Origin of the sequence: Micromonospora sp. URMC 105 (genome assembly GCF_051386295.1) — a bacterium.
Lineage (GTDB): Bacteria > Actinomycetota > Actinomycetes > Mycobacteriales > Micromonosporaceae > Micromonospora.
The window spans coordinates 1-16,611 of the sequence record NZ_JBPQTL010000039.1 but is presented as its reverse complement, the minus strand read 5'-3'; the positions used below and the strand labels follow the sequence as shown (position 1 = coordinate 16,611).

General features: G+C 71.8%; 14 protein-coding genes. 5 read left to right on the top strand and 9 right to left on the bottom strand.

Annotated elements, in window-relative coordinates:
• Positions 1 to 180 precede the first annotated feature (180 nt).
• Positions 181 to 1,563, bottom strand: a complete 1,383-nt coding sequence (locus tag ACSNN7_RS15100; RefSeq protein ID WP_436681398.1) for a cell division protein PerM — start codon at positions 1,561 to 1,563, stop codon at positions 181 to 183.
• 156 nt (positions 1,564 to 1,719) lie between these two features.
• Here ACSNN7_RS15100 and ACSNN7_RS15095 point away from each other — a divergent pair, with 156 nt between their 5' ends.
• Complete coding sequence (locus ACSNN7_RS15095) at positions 1,720 to 1,986, top strand: DUF4190 domain-containing protein (protein ID WP_436681397.1); 267 nt, start codon at positions 1,720 to 1,722, stop codon at positions 1,984 to 1,986.
• Positions 1,987 to 2,124: 138 nt separating this feature from the next.
• Here the strand turns inward: ACSNN7_RS15095 and sucD are convergent, their stop codons facing one another.
• The 3 genes from sucD to ACSNN7_RS15080 all read right to left on the bottom strand — a co-directional run bounded on the left by sucD (position 2,125) and on the right by ACSNN7_RS15080 (position 5,105).
• Positions 2,125 to 3,012, bottom strand: a complete 888-nt coding sequence (gene sucD / locus ACSNN7_RS15090) for a succinate--CoA ligase subunit alpha (RefSeq protein WP_334449308.1) — start codon at positions 3,010 to 3,012, stop codon at positions 2,125 to 2,127.
• Between the two features lie 2 nt (positions 3,013 to 3,014).
• On the bottom strand, positions 3,015 to 4,193 hold the full coding sequence (sucC, locus tag ACSNN7_RS15085) for an ADP-forming succinate--CoA ligase subunit beta (protein ID WP_436681394.1): 1,179 nt from the start codon (positions 4,191 to 4,193) through the stop codon (positions 3,015 to 3,017).
• Between the two features lie 507 nt (positions 4,194 to 4,700).
• A complete protein-coding gene (locus ACSNN7_RS15080) occupies positions 4,701 to 5,105 on the bottom strand; it encodes a cobalamin B12-binding domain-containing protein (RefSeq protein ID WP_154941907.1) in 405 nt (134 codons plus the stop codon).
• A 387-nt stretch (positions 5,106 to 5,492) separates the two neighbouring features.
• Here ACSNN7_RS15080 and ACSNN7_RS15075 point away from each other — a divergent pair, with 387 nt between their 5' ends.
• Together ACSNN7_RS15075 and ACSNN7_RS15070 are read left to right on the top strand one after the other, a co-directional pair.
• Positions 5,493 to 6,209 carry a M23 family metallopeptidase gene (locus ACSNN7_RS15075; protein ID WP_436681393.1) on the top strand — a complete coding sequence of 239 codons (717 nt, stop codon included), beginning with the start codon at positions 5,493 to 5,495 and terminating at the stop codon, positions 6,207 to 6,209.
• Positions 6,210 to 6,470: 261 nt separating this feature from the next.
• Positions 6,471 to 7,244, top strand: coding sequence for a M23 family metallopeptidase (locus ACSNN7_RS15070; protein ID WP_436681392.1), 774 nt, complete (start codon positions 6,471 to 6,473; stop codon positions 7,242 to 7,244).
• A 54-nt stretch (positions 7,245 to 7,298) separates the two neighbouring features.
• Here ACSNN7_RS15070 and pcrA read toward each other — a convergent pair whose 3' ends face one another.
• On the bottom strand, positions 7,299 to 9,704 hold the full coding sequence (gene pcrA, locus ACSNN7_RS15065; RefSeq protein WP_436681390.1) for a DNA helicase PcrA: 2,406 nt from the start codon (positions 9,702 to 9,704) through the stop codon (positions 7,299 to 7,301).
• Positions 9,705 to 9,905: 201 nt separating this feature from the next.
• Here pcrA and ACSNN7_RS15060 point away from each other — a divergent pair, with 201 nt between their 5' ends.
• Both ACSNN7_RS15060 and ACSNN7_RS15055 read left to right on the top strand, forming a co-directional pair.
• The gene (locus tag ACSNN7_RS15060) at positions 9,906 to 11,759 is read left to right on the top strand and encodes a bifunctional metallophosphatase/5'-nucleotidase (RefSeq protein ID WP_436681389.1); all 1,854 of its coding nucleotides are present in this window, start codon (positions 9,906 to 9,908) and stop codon (positions 11,757 to 11,759) included.
• Positions 11,760 to 12,015: 256 nt separating this feature from the next.
• Positions 12,016 to 12,357, top strand: coding sequence for a chorismate mutase (locus tag ACSNN7_RS15055; protein WP_436681388.1), 342 nt, complete (start codon positions 12,016 to 12,018; stop codon positions 12,355 to 12,357).
• 147 nt (positions 12,358 to 12,504) lie between these two features.
• Here the strand turns inward: ACSNN7_RS15055 and ACSNN7_RS15050 are convergent, their stop codons facing one another.
• From ACSNN7_RS15050 to ACSNN7_RS15035, 4 genes are read right to left on the bottom strand one after another with little or no spacing between them, the layout of a single operon-like run.
• A complete protein-coding gene (locus tag ACSNN7_RS15050) occupies positions 12,505 to 13,518 on the bottom strand; it encodes an ABC transporter ATP-binding protein (RefSeq protein WP_436681387.1) in 1,014 nt (337 codons plus the stop codon).
• Complete coding sequence (locus tag ACSNN7_RS15045) at positions 13,511 to 14,539, bottom strand: ABC transporter ATP-binding protein (protein WP_436681436.1); 1,029 nt, start codon at positions 14,537 to 14,539, stop codon at positions 13,511 to 13,513. The genes ACSNN7_RS15050 and ACSNN7_RS15045 overlap by 8 nt, the downstream gene beginning before the upstream one ends.
• Before the next feature lie 26 nt (positions 14,540 to 14,565).
• The gene (locus ACSNN7_RS15040; RefSeq protein ID WP_436681386.1) at positions 14,566 to 15,540 is read right to left on the bottom strand and encodes an ABC transporter permease; all 975 of its coding nucleotides are present in this window, start codon (positions 15,538 to 15,540) and stop codon (positions 14,566 to 14,568) included.
• Entirely contained in the window at positions 15,533 to 16,459 is a 927-nt protein-coding gene (locus tag ACSNN7_RS15035) for an ABC transporter permease (protein WP_436681385.1), read from the bottom strand. Before ACSNN7_RS15035 ends, ACSNN7_RS15040 begins: the two co-directional genes overlap by 8 nt.
• Positions 16,460 to 16,611 lie beyond the last annotated feature (152 nt).

The following is a 16,611-nucleotide window of genomic DNA, read 5'->3' as shown; positions in this document are numbered from 1 at the left end:
CGCCCCTTCCGTCGTTCCGGGCCGGACGCTTCTCCGGTTCGCGCCGCAGTCAGGGGACGGCGGGTCAGGTGCCGAGGTCTTCGGACGGCCGAGCGCTCAGGCGGCGGCGGTCGGGCGCGGGGTCGGGTCAGGCGCCGGGTTCGGGCGAGGGGGCGCCGGCTCGGCCGACCAGGCGTCGGGTCAGGCGCGGGAGCCGGTGCGGGCGAGCACCTTGGCGGCGGCGGCGCCCAGCAGCGCGCCGATGGTGACCACCGCGGTGGAGACGGCCGCCACCTGCCAGGGCACCGGGCCGATCTCGGCCAGCCGGCCGCCACCCAGCGGCCCGCCGGAGGCCGCGGCGGCCAGCCCGGCGAGCACGCCGACCACCGGGCCGGCGAGCGCCGCCGAGCCGAGCAGCGCGACCCGGTCCGGCGTCGCGCGCTCCTCGGTGTCGCGCAGCAGTCGCCGGGCGAGCAGCCAGCCGGCGGCCATCCCGGCCAGCACCGGCACCGCGAGCAGCGCCGCGCCGAATCCGTCGACCGGGCCGCTGGGCACGCCGGCGAGCAGGGGTACGGCCGGCAGCGCGCCCACGGAGACCTCGCTGGTGCGTACCGCCGTGCCGGTGCCGACGGCGAAGCCGGGCCCGAGCAGGTAGGCGGTCGACCAGACCGTGGCGTTCGGCGCGTACGCGAAGCTGACCAGGGTGATGCCGGCCTGTCCGGCCACTCCGGTCCGGTACGCACCGATCATGTCGGCGGCGTCGCCCCCGCCGGTGGCCACCGCCAGCCCGGCCGCGCCGGCCCCCGCCCCGAGCAGCAGCAGCCCGGCGACCAGGCCGGTGCGCACCCCGTCGCGGAGCACCGCCGGCGCGCGGTCGGCGAGCGCGCCGGCCACTCCGGTGGTGCGCAGCGCCCCGACCAGCGCGCCGAACGCGCCGAAGATGGCGAGGGTGACTCCGGCGCGGACCGGGGAGACCCGCAGGTCGCCGGTGCTCACCAGCAGCGCGGCGAGGGTGCCGAGCAGCCCGTACCCGAGGCCGACCGCGCCCGCGGCGGTGAGTGCCTGCCGGGGGGAGCGCCCGCCGCGGGCGCCCATGGCCCGGCTGGTGTGCACGCCGGCTCGGGTGAGCCGCCAGAGCACCAGCGCGGAGAGGAGCAGCGGGACGAGGCCGAGCGGGCCGGCGGCGGTCTGCAACGGCACGCCGTGGCCGAGCAGCCAGCCGGCCAGCCCGGCGCGCAGCGCACCGGCGAGGGAGCCGGCGCCCTCGCTGAACTGGGACAGCCCCAGCACCAGGGCGACCGGCAGGTACGAGGTGAGCGCCGCCCAGCCCGCGGCCACCCCGGCGGCGACGACGAGCGGCGCCCGCCCCCGGGTCGGTTCCGAACGGCGGGGCGCGGGCACGCGGGCACCCGGTGCCGGCCGGCCCTTCGGCCGGGCGTCCTCGCGGCGGGCGTCCTCGCGACGGGGCTCCGGCCGCCGGACGTCCTCCCGGGAGGCGTCGGCCGGACGGGCATCGTCCCGGCGGGCGTCGGCGCGGACGCCGGCGGCGGGACGGCGGGGCTGATCAGGGGTGACCGAGGACATCGGCTCTACTCTGGCACGCCGCGCGGCCGGCGGCTGCCCGGCGGCCCCACCTGATCCCGGCGAGTTCCGTGATCCACCGGTTTCCGGGCCCCGATCCGGTCTAGCCTCGGCCCAGGACGCGACTGCAGTCGCGGCACGATGCGCTGGGAGGAAGCCGTGAACGCTCCGTACCCGCCGCCCCCGCCACCGCCAGCCGCCGGTAAGGACCGCACCATGCTCTGGGGCATCCTCGGCATCATCCTGGGTCTGGTCTGCTGCGGCATCCTGGGCATCATCTTCGGTTACCTGTCGATCCGCGACGCGAAGCGGTACGGCCAGTCCCCGGTGCTCGGCTACCTGGCGATCGCCTTCGGCGTGCTCAACATCATCGGTACCGCGATCTGGCAGGCCAGCGGGACGTACCCGCTCTGGGACAACAACTGAGGGGGCCGACCGTCCCCGGTCGACCCCCTCGATGTCGCACCCGCCCGCCCAGCGGCCGACGGTGACGCTTCCGCCCGCTCAGCGGCCGGCAGTCACGCTTCCGGCCGTTCAGCGGCCGACAGTCACGCTTCCGGCCGCTCAGCGGCCGGACATGATCTCCCGCATCAGCTTGGCGGTCTCGGTCGGCGTCTTGCCGACCTTGACGCCGACGGCCTCCAGGGCCGCCTGCTTCGCCTCGGCGGTACCCGCCGAGCCGGAGATGATCGCGCCGGCGTGCCCCATGGTCTTGCCGGGGGGCGCGGTGAAGCCGGCGATGTAGCCGACCACCGGCTTGGTGACGTTGGCCTTGATGAACTCGGCGGCCCGCTCCTCGGCGTCGCCGCCGATCTCACCGATCATCACGATGGCGTCGGTCTCCGGGTCGGCCTCGAACGCGGCGAGGGCGTCGATGTGGGTGGTCCCGATGATCGGGTCACCGCCGATGCCGACGCAGGTCGAGAAGCCGATGTCGCGCAGCTCGTACATCATCTGGTAGGTCAGCGTGCCGCTCTTGCTGACCAGGCCGATCCGGCCGGAGCCGGTGATGTCGGCCGGGATGATGCCGGCGTTGGAGGCGCCCGGCGAGGCGATGCCGGGGCAGTTCGGCCCGATGATCCGGGTCCGCTCGCCCTTGCTGACGTTGTACGCCCAGAAGGCGGCGGTGTCGTGCACCGGCACGCCCTCGGTGATCACCACGGCCAGCGGGATCTCGGCGTCGATCGCCTCGACCACGGCGCCCTTGGTGAACTGCGGCGGCACGAAGATGACCGTGACGTCCGCCCCGGTCTCCTTCATCGCGTCCGCGACGGAGGCGAAGACCGGCAGCTCGGTGCCGTCGAAGTCGACCGTCTGGCCCGCCTTGCGCGGGTTGACGCCACCGACCACGTTGGTGCCCGCGGCGAGCATCCGCCGGGTGTGCTTGGAACCCTCGGAACCGGTCATCCCCTGGACGATGACCTTCGAGTCCTTGGTCAGCCAGATAGCCATGCTCAGACCCCCGCAGCTGCCAGCTCGGCGGCCCGCTCGGCCGCGCCGTCCATGGTGTCGACCCGCTGCACCAGCGGGTTGTCGGCCGCGTCGAGGATCGCCCGACCGGCCTCCGCGTTGTTGCCGTCGAGCCGGACGACGAGCGGCTTGGTGACCTTCTCGCCGCGCTGCTCCAGCAGGGCCAGCGCCTGCACGATGCCGTTGGCGACCTCGTCGCAGGCGGTGATGCCGCCGAAGACGTTGACGAAGACGCTCTTCACCGACGGGTCGGAGAGCACGATCTCCAGGCCGTTGGCCATCACCGCGGCGCTGGCGCCACCGCCGATGTCGAGGAAGTTCGCCGGCTTGACGTTGCCGTGCCGCTCGCCCGCGTAGGCGACCACGTCGAGCGTGGACATGACCAGGCCCGCGCCGTTGCCGATGATGCCGACCTCGCCGTCGAGCTTGACGTAGTTGAGGTCCTTCTCCTTGGCGGCCTGCTCCAGCGGGTCCACCGCGGCCTGGTCGACCAGCGCCTCGTGGTCCGGGTGCCGGAAGCCGGCGTTCTCGTCGAGGGTGATCTTGGCGTCGAGCAGCAGCAGCTTGCCCTCGCCGGTCTTGGCCAGCGGGTTCACCTCGACCAGCGTGGCGTCCTCGGCCACGAAGGCCTTCCACAGGCCCACCGCGACCTCGACGACCTGGTCGGCTACCTCGGCCGGGAAACCGGCGGCGGAGACGATCTCGCGGGCCTTGGCCTCGTCCACGCCCTTGACGGCGTCGATCGGGGCCTTGACCACCTTGTCGGGGGTGTCCGCGGCGACCTGCTCGATGTCCATGCCGCCGGCGACGCTGGCGATGCAGAGGAAGGTGCGGTTCGCCCGGTCGAGCAGGTACGAGAAGTAGTACTCCTCGGCCACGTCCGCGGTCACGGTGATCATGACCTTGTGGACGGTGTGACCCTTGATGTCCATGCCGAGGATGTCGGTGGCGCGGGCCACCGTCTCCTCCGCGCCCTCGGCCAGCTTGACGCCGCCGGCCTTGCCTCGGCCGCCGACCTTCACCTGCGCCTTGACGACCACCCGACCGCCGAGGCGTTCGGCGATCGCGCGGGCCTCCTCCGGGGTAGTGGCGACGCCGCCGGCGAGCACGGGCAAACCGTGCCGCTCGAACAGGTCCCGCCCCTGGTACTCGTACAGGTCCACGATTGCGCGTCCCGTCCCGTCTCCGCGGCGCGCCGTCGCGCCGCCACCAGCGTTGTGGAAACTCCGTTGACGCCCGTCATCAGTTGAAACGGGCCGTCGGCCGCAGCCTAGCGAGATGAGCACCAGCGGCAACCGAGCGGGTGCGCGGTGTGCGGTAATGCACAGCGCGCCGTCCGCGACTCGCCGGTGCGCGGGCCGGACCGGCGGCCGCCCCGAAGGATGTCGTCGAGGACGCGTAACCCCCTGGTGAGGGCGTCGTTGAGTCTGATGTCGGAGCGCTGATTCAGCGCGAGGACGGGAGCGGCCGATGCCCTGTCGGTCGAGGGGTGGCGGCGGGGCATCGTGCATAGAAGGGCCGGGCGTGTGAGGGGTGCGTCCGGCCCTTCCCCCGTGCCCGGATTCCGCCGACCGATCCACTCCGGTACGCCGCACGGCGGCATCCGGGTCACCGGATACCGCCGTGTGCAGAAGACTGCAGTGGGCGAAGCCCGAGTGTCGCGCCGGCCGTCAGGCGACGGACTGGGCGACGTTCCCCCGGACCCACTCGACGATCGACTGGGTCGTCGCGCCCGGGGTGAAGATCTTCGCCACGCCGAGCTGCTGCAGCTCGGGGATGTCGGCGTCCGGGATGATGCCGCCGCCGAAGACGACGATGTCGCGGGCGTCCCGCTCGGCGAGGAGTTCCAGCACCCGGCGGAAGAGCGTCATGTGCGCGCCGGAGAGCACGGAGAGGCCGACCGCGTCGGCGTCCTCCTGGATCGCGGTCTCCACGATCTGCTCCGGGGTCTGGTGCAGGCCGGTGTAGATGACCTCCATGCCGGCGTCCCGCAGGGCGCGCGCAACGACCTTGGCGCCGCGGTCGTGGCCGTCGAGGCCCGGCTTCGCGACGACGACCCGGATACGAGAGCTCATCAGCGCACACCTTTCACGGGCTCCGCGGCTATCACCTGAACGAACGGTAACCCGCCCCGGCGGAGGCGGGAAATCCGGGCCGACCCCTACTGCCCGGCGACCCCCTCCGCAAAGCCGGACGCCTCCGCCGATCGGTCACTCTGCGCGACGAACGGGCAGTAAAGGGGGCGGCCATCCGGCGTCCCGAGCTATGACAATGATGGACGGAAAGGGACAGAAAGACTCGCCGATTCGGCGCTTCCGCTTGTGACCGGCGCGGCGGAGGGCTAACGTGTCCACGGTTGTCATCAGGTCCACGGACGGGTGACGACGCGGCCAACGGACGTTCGACCGAGCTTTATCGAACGGCCGGCGGTCGCTTCGGATCCCCGACAACGGAGGGTGTGCGTGCGCCAGCGCCTGTCGTCTGAGCCCGATAGATATCGCGGCCGCCGCCGCGTACCCACCCCCCCACGCAGCCGCTACGCGGCAGTCGTCACGACCGCGTTCGTCGGCGCCGGCATCGTCGCCCTGGGTGCGAACGCGCTGCCGGACGCCAAGAGCGTCAGCCCGTCGGTCCTCGACGAGCTCAAGCAGGCCTCGATCACCAGCCAGGACGCGGCGGCGCGCGCCGACGCCGCGGACCGCGCCTCCCGGGACACCGCCCGCGACGCCGAGGTCAGCGCCAGCGACCAGGACCCGTGGCTGCTGCCGCTGCAGGGCTACGACTTCAATTCCCCCTACGGGATGCGCTGGGGCAAGCTGCACACCGGCATCGACCTGGTCGCCGCCGAGGGCACCCCCTACGTCGCCATCCACTCGGGCACCGTCACCAAGGCCGGCTGGTTCGGCGGGTACGGCTACGCGGTGATCGTCCAGCACGCCGACGGCAGCGAGGCCATCTACGGCCACTCCTCCTCCGTGAACGTCAAGGAGGGGCAGCAGGTCAAGGCGGGCGACCAGCTCGGCCTGGTCGGCAACACCGGCCACTCGTACGGCTCTCACCTGCACCTGGAGATCCATGTCAAGGGCGAGCCGCGGGACCCGGTGCCGTGGCTGCAGGAGCGCGGAGTGGACATCAAGCTGCAAGTCGAGGCATATTACAGCGAGGTAGCGGGTTCCTGACGCTCCGTATCGCCCGTTGACCGCCCGGATCATGCGATCCGGGCGGTTTTTCGTGGCCGGAAGTCTGCTGGGTCACACCCGAGACTGTGACCGACGCCACCGATTAACAAGATCAGTTATCGGGGCAGATCCGGTCAGGCCAGCACAAGTGCGGACAGTTGCCCCGCCCGCCACGGGCGGCCCCGTGGTACCGGTACCCACCAGTGACCCGCGCGACACCCAGGATGGGCAGGTCCCAGCCCCTGAGTGTGAAGGTCAGCCGTGCAGGAAGACACCCCCACCCAGAACGAGAAGACCGTGGCCGCCCCGGCCCGGCACCGGCTGCGGAAGCGTCGCAGCGGACGGGCGCTCCTCGTCGGCGCCGTCGCGCTGGCCGGCCTCGGCCTCGCCGGCGCCTCCGCCGTCGCGCTCGACCGCGACGACGCCCCCGCCACCACCGCCGTCTCGCTGGACGCCCAGTCACGCGCCGAGGCCGCCGCCCGCGCCGACCGCTCCACCCGCGAGTCCCCCACCCCGGCCGGCCCGTCGGCGAGCGCGACCACGACCGGCCCGGCCGCGAGCCCGTCGGCCACGCCGACGCGCAAGGCCACCCCGAAGCCGAAGCCGACCGCCACGAGGACGGCGAAGCCGAAGCCGTCCTGGGTCAATCCGATGAAGGGCGCGCAGATCACCTCCTGCTACGGACAGCGGTGGGGGACCCTGCACGCCGGCATCGACTTCGCGATGCCCGCCGGTACGCCGGTCCGCGCCGCCTTCGGCGGCACGGTGGAGAAGGCCGGCGACGTCGGCGACGGCTACGGCATCTCGGTCGTGGTCAACCACGGCAACGGCTACCTGACCCACTACGCGCACCTGAGCACCACGAAGGTGAGCGTTGGCGAGAAGGTCGGCGCCGGGGAGACCCTCGGCCTGGAGGGCTCGACCGGCGACTCGACCGGCCCTCACCTGCACTTCGAGGTGCACCAGGGTCAGCTGTGGAACCAGATCGACCCGGCGCCGTTCCTGCGCGCCCGGGGCATCACCGTGGCCTGCTGAGCCCGTTCACGACAACGGCCCGGTCCGGCGATCCGCCGGGCCGGGCCGATGTCGTCAGAGCTTGTCGATCGGGGCGTGCCGGAGCACCAGCCACATCGTCTGCTCGCCGAAGTCGATCTGCGCGCGGGCGCCCGGGCCGTGCCCCTCCACGGCGAGCACCCGGCCGAGACCGTAGCGCTGGTGGTTGACCCGGTCCCCGGCCGACACCTTCGGCCCCTGCGGCAGCTCGCTGGCGGTGGCCAGCCGACTGCCGTCCACCCCGAGTCGCTTGGCCAGCTGCGCCGCCTTCGGCGTACCCCCGGTGAAGCCGCCCCGCGCGCCGGGCGCGCGGTCCGCGCGTCCGCCGACGCCGCCGCCCCCGCCGGCCCACGAGGTGTACGACCCCTCGGTGCGCTCCCAGCGGACCAGCTCCGGTGGCAGCTCCTCCAGGAAGCGCGACGGCGGGTTGTAGGCCGGCTGCCCCCAGGCCGAGCGGGTGACCGCGCGGGACAGGTAGAGCCGCTGCCGGGCGCGGGTGATGCCCACGTACGCCAGCCGGCGCTCCTCCTCCAGCTCGCGGCTGTCGCCCAGCGAGCGCAGGTGCGGGAAGACGCCGTCCTCCAGGCCGGTCAGGAAGACCACCGGGAACTCCAGGCCCTTCGCCGTGTGCAGCGTCATCAGGGTGACCACGCCCTGGTGGTCCGGGTCGTCGGAGGGGATCTGGTCGGCGTCGGCGACCAGCGCCACCTGCTCCAGGAACCCGGCCACCGTGGCCCGTTCGCCCTCGGCGCCCAGCGCCTCGATCCGCTCGGTGTACTCCCGGGCGACGCTGACCAGCTCCTGGAGGTTGTCGACGCGCCCGGCGTCCTGCGGGTCGAGGCTCTCCTCCAGCTCGGTGAGGTAGCCCGAGCGGGTCAGCAGCGCCTCCAGCACCTCCTCCGGGGTGCCCGTCTCGGCGAGCTCCCGCGCGCCGTCGAGCAGCGCGACGAAGTCGGCGATGCCGTTGGCCGCCCGGGTGGAGATGCCCGGCGCCTCCCGGGCCCGGCGCAGCGCGGCGCCGAACGAGATCCGGTCGCGGCTGGAGAGCGCCTCCACGCACGCCTCGGCACGGTCGCCGATGCCCCGGCGCGGGGTGTTCAGCACCCGGCGCAGGCTGACCGTGTCGTCGTCGTTGACCACCGAGCGCAGGTAGGCCAGCGCGTCGCGGACCTCCTTGCGCTCGTAGAAGCGCACCCCACCGACCACCTTGTAGGGCAGGCCGGCGCGGATGAACACCTCTTCGAAGACCCGGGACTGGGCGTTGGTGCGGTAGAAGACGGCGACGTCGCCGGGACGGGTGTCGCCGGCGTCGACCAGCCGGTCGATCTCCCGGCCCACCCAGTCCGCCTCGGCGTGCTCGGTGTCGGCGACGTAGCCGACGATCTGCTCACCGGCCCCGGCGTCGCTCCACAGCCGCTTCGGCTTGCGGGAGGTGTTCCGGTCGATCACGGCGTTGGCGGCGTTGAGGATGGTCTGGGTCGAGCGGTAGTTCTGCTCCAGCAGGATCGTCCGGGCGTCGGTGAAGTCCCGCTCGAACTCCAGGATGTTGCGGATGGTCGCGCCGCGGAACGCGTAGATCGACTGGTCGGCGTCGCCCACCACGCAGAGCTCGGCCGGCTCGATCCCCTCGGTGCCGGAGACCAGCTCCTTGATCAGCGTGTACTGCGCGTGGTTGGTGTCCTGGTACTCGTCGACCAGCACGTGCCGGAACCGGCGGCGGTAGCTCTCGGCGACGTGCGGGTGCGACTGGAGCAGGTGCACCGTCGTCATGATCAGGTCGTCGAAGTCCAGCGCGTGCGCCTCGCGCAGCCGGCGCTGGTAGAGCGTGTACGCCTCGGCGAGCGCCCGCTCGTTCGGGCCCTTGGCCCGGGCGGCGAACGCCTCCGGGTCGACCAGCTCGTTCTTCAGGTTGGAGACCTGGGCGGCCAGCCCGCGCGCCGGGTAGCGCTTCGGGTCGAGGTCGAGCTCCCGGGTGACCAGCTGCATCAACCGCCGGGAGTCGTCGGCGTCGTAGATCGAGAAGGTGGACTTCAGCCCGGCGTGCTCGTGCTCGGCGCGCAGGATCCGTACGCAGGCGGAGTGGAACGTCGACACCCACATCAGCCGGGCGCGCGGGCCGACCAGGTGGGCCACCCGCTCCTTCATCTCGCCGGCGGCCTTGTTGGTGAAGGTGATCGCGATGATCTCGCCGGGGTGCACGTCCCGCGCGGCGAGCAGGTACGCGATCCGGTGGGTGAGCACCCGGGTCTTGCCGGAGCCGGCGCCGGCCACGATCAGCAGCGGCGCGCCGGCGTGGGTCACCGCGTCCCGCTGGGGACCGTTGAGCCCCTCGACCAGGGCCTGCGGATCGAGGTGCACGGCGGAGGACCCGGGCCGGCGCGCCGGCGCGCGGGCAGGCTCGGGCGCGGGCGGGGACGCGGGGATGTCGAAGAGAGGATGCATCGCAGGCCGAGTCTATGCCGCCGGCCGGACACTTCCCGCCCACGCATGCCCGGGGCGCGAGCGCGGTCACCGCGCCGACGGGCGCCCGGCGCGGTGAGACGAACCTGTCACCGGGTCCCCCCTGGCGCCTTCGTCCCCGAAGCGCAACGATGACGGTGAAATCCCCGACTACTCCCCCGCATCCGACTTGGGAGAACAACCATGACTGCACCGCGCTCGCGCGGTCGGGCCCTGCTGCGTCACCTCGCCGCACCGGCCCTCGCGCTGGCCCTCGTGGCCGGCCTGCCCGCCACCGGACGGCCCGGACCGCAACCGGCCGCCACCGACCCGACGGCCGGCCTGGCCCCGGTCGCCGTCTCCTACGCCACGCCCACCCGCGGCGAGGTCAAGGGCAACTTCCTGAGCTACAACGACTTCCACGGCGCCATCGACCCGCCCGGCGGCAGCGGGGCCGCGGTCAACGGCACCCCCGCCGGCGGCGTGGAATACCTGGCCACCTGGCTGAAGAAGCTGCGCGCCGACGCCGCGGCCGAGGGGCGCCGGACCACCACCGTCGGCGCCGGCGACCTGATCGGCGGTACGCCGCTGGTCAGCGCCGCCTTCCACGACGAGCCGACCATCGAGCTGATGGACGAGGTCGGGCTGGAGATCAGCTCCGTCGGCAACCACGAGTTCGACGAGGGCGTCGCCGAGCTGATCCGGATCAACAAGGGCGGTTGTCACCCGGTCGACGGCTGCCAGGACGGCGACGGCTTCGCCGGCGCGAAGTTCACCTACCTCGCCGCCAACACGATCAGCCGGAAGACCGGCCTGCCGATCCTGCCCCCGGTCGACGTGAAGTTCGTCGGCGGCGTACCGGTCGGCTTCGTCGGCGTGACCCTGGAGGGCACCCCGGGCATCGTCAACCCGGCCGGCATCGCCTCGGTGCGGTTCGCCGACGAGGTCGAGACCGCCAACAAGTGGGGCGGGCTGCTCAAGCTCTTCGGCATCCGGGCGATGGTGCTGCTGGTGCACGAGGGCGGCGCCCAGTCCCCGCCGCCGGCCACCCCGGGCGTCTCGGACTGCGCCAACTTCTCCGGCCCGGTCGTCGACATCGTCCGCGGCCTGCGGCCGGAGTTCGGCCTGGTGGTCTCCGGGCACACCCACCGCTTCTACTCCTGCTCGCTGCCGAACTCCTCGGGCGCGCGGAGCGTGGTCACCAGCGCCGGCAGCAACGGGCAGCTGATCACCGACATCGACTACTCGCTGGACCGGGACACCGGCCGGTTCACCGACATCTCGGCGCGCAACGTGGTGGTGGAGAACGGCGTGCGCAACCCGGACGGCACCTGGCAGCAGAGCGCCCCCGGCGTCTACGTGCGCAACCCCGGGCTGGTCGACGCGGGCGCGAAGGCGCTGGCCGACAAGTACCGCAAGGCGGTCGCCCCGATCGCCAACCGGGTGGTCGGGCGGATCGCGGCCGACATCGTCCGGGACGCGCGCCCCAACGGCGAGAGCCCGCTCGGCGACGTGATCGCCGACGCGCAACTGGCGTACACCAGGGGCGACGGGGCGCAGCTGGCGCTGATGAACCCGGGCGGCGTCCGGGCCTCCCTGTCGTACGCAGCGTCGGCCGGCGGCGAGGAGCCGGGCGAGGTGACCTACGGCGAGGCGTTCACCGTCCAGCCGTTCAACAACCTGGTGGTCACCCAGACGCTGACCGGCGCGCAGCTCAAGAGCGTGCTGGAGCAGCAGTTCGTCGGCTATCGGGGGCAGAGCACCCAGCGGATCCTGCAGGTCTCCGCGGGGGTGACCTACTCCTACGACAGCACCGCGCCGGCCGGCTCGCGGGTCAGCGCGCTGGCGCTCGGCGGTGTGCCGGTCGATCCGGCGGCGAGCTACCGGGTCACCACCAACGACTTCCTCGCCAACGGCGGAGACGGGTTCACCGAGCTGACCGTGGGCACCGGCCGCACCACCGCCCCCGGCTTCGACGTGGACGCGCTGGTGGCGTACCTGGGCGCCGGCGCGCCGGTCGCTCCGGGCCCGGCGGACCGGATCACCCGGCTGGGCTGAGCAGGAGGTCGCCCGGCCCCGGCGCCGGGCGACCTTCCCAACTGTTGGCGGAATCCTTGCGCGGCCACCCTCGCGGTCGGCATACTCGATTCCGTGTTCGGTCAGCGCCTCTACTTTTACTACGGCACCGGGAGTCCGGCAGCCGTGGGTCGCGCCTGATCACACCAGACCTACGAAAGCCCCGGGCTCCTGGAGCCCGGGGCTTTTCGCGGTCCGGGTTCCCGACACCGGGCACGACGTCAGAGAGGTACGACCGATGATGACAGACGTGGCGGAACAGAGCGGCAACACGGCACGCTCCCGGGCGGGCGACGGCCGGAACGCGGCACCCGGCTTCGGCACCGACGAGCCCGCGGCGGCGGCCCGGATCGCGAACATCCGGGAGCGCATCGACGAGATCGACCGGACGCTGATCGGGCTCTGGCAGGAGCGGGCCGAGCTCTCCCAGCAGGTCGGCGCCACCCGGATGGCCTCCGGCGGCACCCGGCTGGTGCTGTCCCGGGAGCGGGAGATCCTGGAGCGGTTCCGGCAGGCGCTCGGCGCCGACGGCACCCAGCTCGCCCTGCTCCTGCTCCGCGCCGGTCGCGGACCGCTGTGACGGGTGCCGCGGGCGCGGGAGCCGGGCGGGACGCCCGGTCCGCCGTCGTGCGGCGTACCCCCTCGAAGCCCTGACCGGCGCGCGGGCCCGGATACGACGAACCGCCTGCCGGCGTCACGCGGACGCCGACAGGCGGTTCGGACCGGCTCACGCCTCGTGGGTGGCGACGATCTCCCGCTTCTCCGCGAAGTGGCAGGCGCTCGGGTGGTCCGAGCCCGGCCGGATCTCCAGCAGCGGCGGCTGCTCGGCGCAGATGTCCTGCGCCTTCCAGCACCGGGTCCGGAACCGGCAGCCCGAGGGGGGCGACACCGGGGAGGGGACGTCACCAGTGAGCCGGATGATCGTCTTGTTGTCCCGCAGCGTCGGGTCCGGCACCGGCACCGCCGAGAGCAGTGCCTGGGTGTACGGGTGGGTCGGCCGCTCGTAGATCTCGTCCTCGGTGCCGATCTCGACGATCTTGCCGAGGTACATCACCGCGACCCGGTCGGAGAGGTGACGCACCACCGACAGGTCGTGGGCGATGAAGACGTACGACAGGCCGAACTCGCTCTGGAGCTTCTCCAACAGGTTCATCACCTGCGCCTGGATCGAGACGTCCAGGGCCGAGACGGGCTCGTCGCAGATGATGACCTCGGGCCGCAGGGCGAGCGCCCGGGCGATGCCGATGCGCTGCCGCTGACCGCCGGAGAACTGGTGCGGGTACCGGTTGATGTGCTCCGGGTTGAGGCCGACCAGGTCGAGCAGTTCCTTGACCTTGTCCCGGCGGCTGCCCTTCGGCGCCACCTCGGAGTGGATCTCGAAAGGCTCGCCGATCAGGTCACCGACCGTCATCCGCGGGTTGAGCGAGGTGTACGGGTCCTGCATCACCAGCTGGATCTGGCGACGCAGCCGGCGCAGCGCGCCGCCGGACAGCTTCGAGATGTCCTGACCCTTGTAGAGCACGTTGCCGGCGGTCGGCTTCTCCAGGTTCATCAGCACCCGGCTCAGCGTCGACTTGCCGCAGCCCGACTCGCCGACCACGCCCAGCGTCTCGCCGGCCCGCAGGTCGAAGGAGACGCCGTCGACGGCCTTGACGTGACCGATGGTCTTCTTGAACACCACACCCCGGGTCACCGGGTAGTGCTTGACCAGGTCACGTACCTCGAGGATGTTCTCAGTCACGGTTCACCAGCTCCTCGGCGAAGTGGCAGGCGCTGGCCCGACCGGCGCCGATCTGCAGCAACGGGGGGAGCTTCTCGCGGCACACCGGCTGCGCCATGGGGCAGCGCGGGTTGAACGGGCAGCCCGGCGGGATGTTCATCAGGTTCGGCGGGAGGCCCTTGATGGTGCGGAGCTGCTGCCCCTTCTCGTCCAGTCGCGGGATCGAGTCGAGCAGGCCGAGGGTGTACGGGTGCGCCGGCTTGGCGTACAGGTCGAAGACGTCGGATTCCTCGACGATCCGCCCGGCGTACATGACGGCGATCCGGTCCGCGACGTCGGCGACCACGCCGAGGTCGTGGGTGATCAGGATCAGGCCCATCCGCCGCTCCCGCTGGAGCTCGCCGAGCAGGTCCATGATCTGGGCCTGCACGGTCACGTCCAGCGCGGTGGTCGGCTCGTCCGCGATCAGCACCTCGGGGTCGAGAGCCAGCGACATCGCGATCATCGCGCGCTGCCGCATGCCGCCGGAGAACTGGTGCGGGAAGTTGCTGAACCTGCCCTTGGCGTTCGGGATCTTGACCTGGTCGAGCATCTCGATCGCGCGCTTCTTGGCGTCCGCACGGCTCATGCCGCGACGGATCCGGAACTGCTCGGCGATCTGGAACCCGACGGTGAAGACCGGGTTCAGCGCGGAGAGCGAGTCCTGGAAGATCATCGCGATGCCCTCGCCACGGATGCGGCGGCGCTCCTCGGCGGACATCTTGAGCATGTCCTTGCCGTGGAAGCGGACCTCACCACCGGTCACGTGCCCCGGCGGCATGTCGAGGATGCCCATGATGGTCTGCGCGGTGACGCTCTTGCCGGAGCCGGACTCGCCGAGCACGGCGAGGGTCTCCCCCGCGTCGACGTGGTACGTGACCCCGTTGATGACCTTGGCGACGCCGTCCCGGGTGCGGAACTCCACCCGCAGGTCGTCGACCTCGAGCAGCCGGCCGGAGGGGCGACCGGATCCGTCGGCGCCCGGCGCGGACTGCTCGGACACGAGAATGTCGGACAACTCAGTCTCCCCTATCGGAGCTTCGGGTCGAGGGCCTCGCGGACGGCCTCACCGAGCATGACGAAGCTCAGTACGGCGGTGACGAGGAACGCGGAGGGGAAGAAGAGCAGGAACGGCGACGGCCGCAGGTACTGCTGCGCTTCGTTGATCATGATTCCCCAGGAGACCACCGGGCTCTTCAGGCCGATGCCCAGGAAGGAGAGGGTGGCCTCGGCGCCGATGAACGAGCCGACCATGATCGTGCCGTACACCAGCAGCGGCGCCAAACAGTTCGGCAGCAGGTGCTTGAGGATGATCCGGCTGGTGCTGGCGCCCATCGCGCGGGCCGCGACGATGTAGTCGGCCTCCTTGTTGGCCAGCACCGAGGAACGCATCAGCCGCATGACCACCGGCCAGCCCAGCAGCACCAGGGACGCGATGACCAGACCCTTGATCTCCCAGGCGCTGTTCTGGCTGCCGGCACCGTTGAAGGTGGTCAGGATGACGATGGCGCCGAGCACGAACGGCAGGCCGAAGAAGATGTCGGCGATGCGGGAGAGCACCGCGTCGATCCAGCCGCCCTTGTAGCCGGCGATGATGCCCATCGTCCCGCCGATCAGCATGACGCCGAGCACGGAGAGCAGCGACACCACGATCGAGGCGTTGGCCCCGTGGATCACCCGGGCGAACACGTCCTGGCCCTGCACATCGTAGCCGAACCAGGCGTCACCCGAGGGCTCCACCCGGCTGCGGGACAGCGCGCCGGCCGTCGGGTCGACCGAGGTGAACAGCGACGGCCAGACCGACATCAGCAGGAAGATCAGGATGAAAGTCGAGGAGATCCAGAACAGCGGCTTGCGTCGCAGGTCGCGCCAGGCGTCGCCGAGCAGACCGCGCGGCTTCTCCTGGCGGGCGTTCTCCGGCTGGGCCGGGTTCGACGACACCATCTCGGTCGGGTTCTCCGGCCGGGGGGTGCTGACCATGGAGGCGGTGGAAGGGTCACTCATAGCGAATCCTCGGGTCCAGGGCGGCGTAGAGCAGGTCGACCAGCAGGTTCATCAGCAGGTAGACGAGCACCAGGACCACCACGATGGAGACAACGGTAGCGCTCTCCTTGGTGACGATCGCCCGGAGCACGGCCCTACCGATGCCGTTGATGCCGAAGATGCCCTCGGTGATGATCGCGCCGCCCATCAGGGCGCCGAGGTCGGTGCCGAGCAGGGTCACCACCGGGATCAGCGAGTTGCGCAGCAGGTGGATGCCGACCACCCGGCGCATGGGCAGGCCCTTGGCGATCGCGGTACGCACGTAGTCGGCGCGGCGGTTCTCCGCGATGCTGGTGCGCGCCACCCGGGCGACGTACGCCATCGACGCGCTGCCGAGCACGAAGCCCGGGAGGATCAGTTCGGTGATGCGCATCTCGCTGGAGACGGTCGGCTTGACGATCCCCCACTGCACGCCGAAGAGCCACTGGAGCACGAAGCCGATGACGAAGACCGGCAGCGCGATGAGGAACAGGGTGCTGATCAGGACCAGGTTGTCCAGGAAGCCGTTGCGCCGCAGACCGGTGAGCACACCCGCGGTGAGGCCGATGACGGCCTCGATGATCAGGGCGACCGCGGCCAGCTTCAAGGTGTTCGGGTACGACGTCGCGATGATGTCGTTCACGGCGCGACCGGACCAGGTGGTGCCGAAGTCCCCCATGAACAGGTTCTTCATGTAGATGGCGTACTGGACGAGAAATGGGTCGTCCAGGTGGTACTTCTCGGTCATCATGGCGACGTAGTTGTCGGGGCACGCCCGATCGCCACACTTGCCGGCGAACGGGTCACCCGGCACCTTCCAGACCAGGAAGTAGATCATGAACGTCGTGCCGATGAACACCGGGACGAGTTGGAGCAGCCGTCTCAACAGATAACGGCCCATGGGGTGGTCCTCCAGACAGGGGGCGCGTCGGACGGCCGACACGGATGGTGACAACGTGGCGAGGGAATGTTGTAGCACCCCTCGCGGAACGGCCCCGGGGGGGGGGGGGGGGGGGGGGGGGGGGGGGGGGGGGGGGGGGGGGGGGGGGGGGG

What these genes read in the sequence shown, in the direction of transcription:
- ACSNN7_RS15055 (WP_436681388.1), top strand. Translation starts at nt 12,016, where the DNA reads ATGATGACAGACGTGGCGGAACAGAGCGGCAACACGGCACGCTCCCGG.
- pcrA (WP_436681390.1), bottom strand. Translation starts at nt 9,704, where the DNA reads ATGCATCCTCTCTTCGACATCCCCGCGTCCCCGCCCGCGCCCGAGCCT.
- ACSNN7_RS15080 (WP_154941907.1), bottom strand. Translation starts at nt 5,105, where the DNA reads ATGAGCTCTCGTATCCGGGTCGTCGTCGCGAAGCCGGGCCTCGACGGC.
- ACSNN7_RS15100 (WP_436681398.1), bottom strand. Translation starts at nt 1,563, where the DNA reads ATGTCCTCGGTCACCCCTGATCAGCCCCGCCGTCCCGCCGCCGGCGTC.
- ACSNN7_RS15040 (WP_436681386.1), bottom strand. Translation starts at nt 15,540, where the DNA reads ATGAGTGACCCTTCCACCGCCTCCATGGTCAGCACCCCCCGGCCGGAG.
- ACSNN7_RS15060 (WP_436681389.1), top strand. Translation starts at nt 9,906, where the DNA reads ATGACTGCACCGCGCTCGCGCGGTCGGGCCCTGCTGCGTCACCTCGCC.
- ACSNN7_RS15035 (WP_436681385.1), bottom strand. Translation starts at nt 16,459, where the DNA reads ATGGGCCGTTATCTGTTGAGACGGCTGCTCCAACTCGTCCCGGTGTTC.
- sucD (WP_334449308.1), bottom strand. Translation starts at nt 3,012, where the DNA reads ATGGCTATCTGGCTGACCAAGGACTCGAAGGTCATCGTCCAGGGGATG.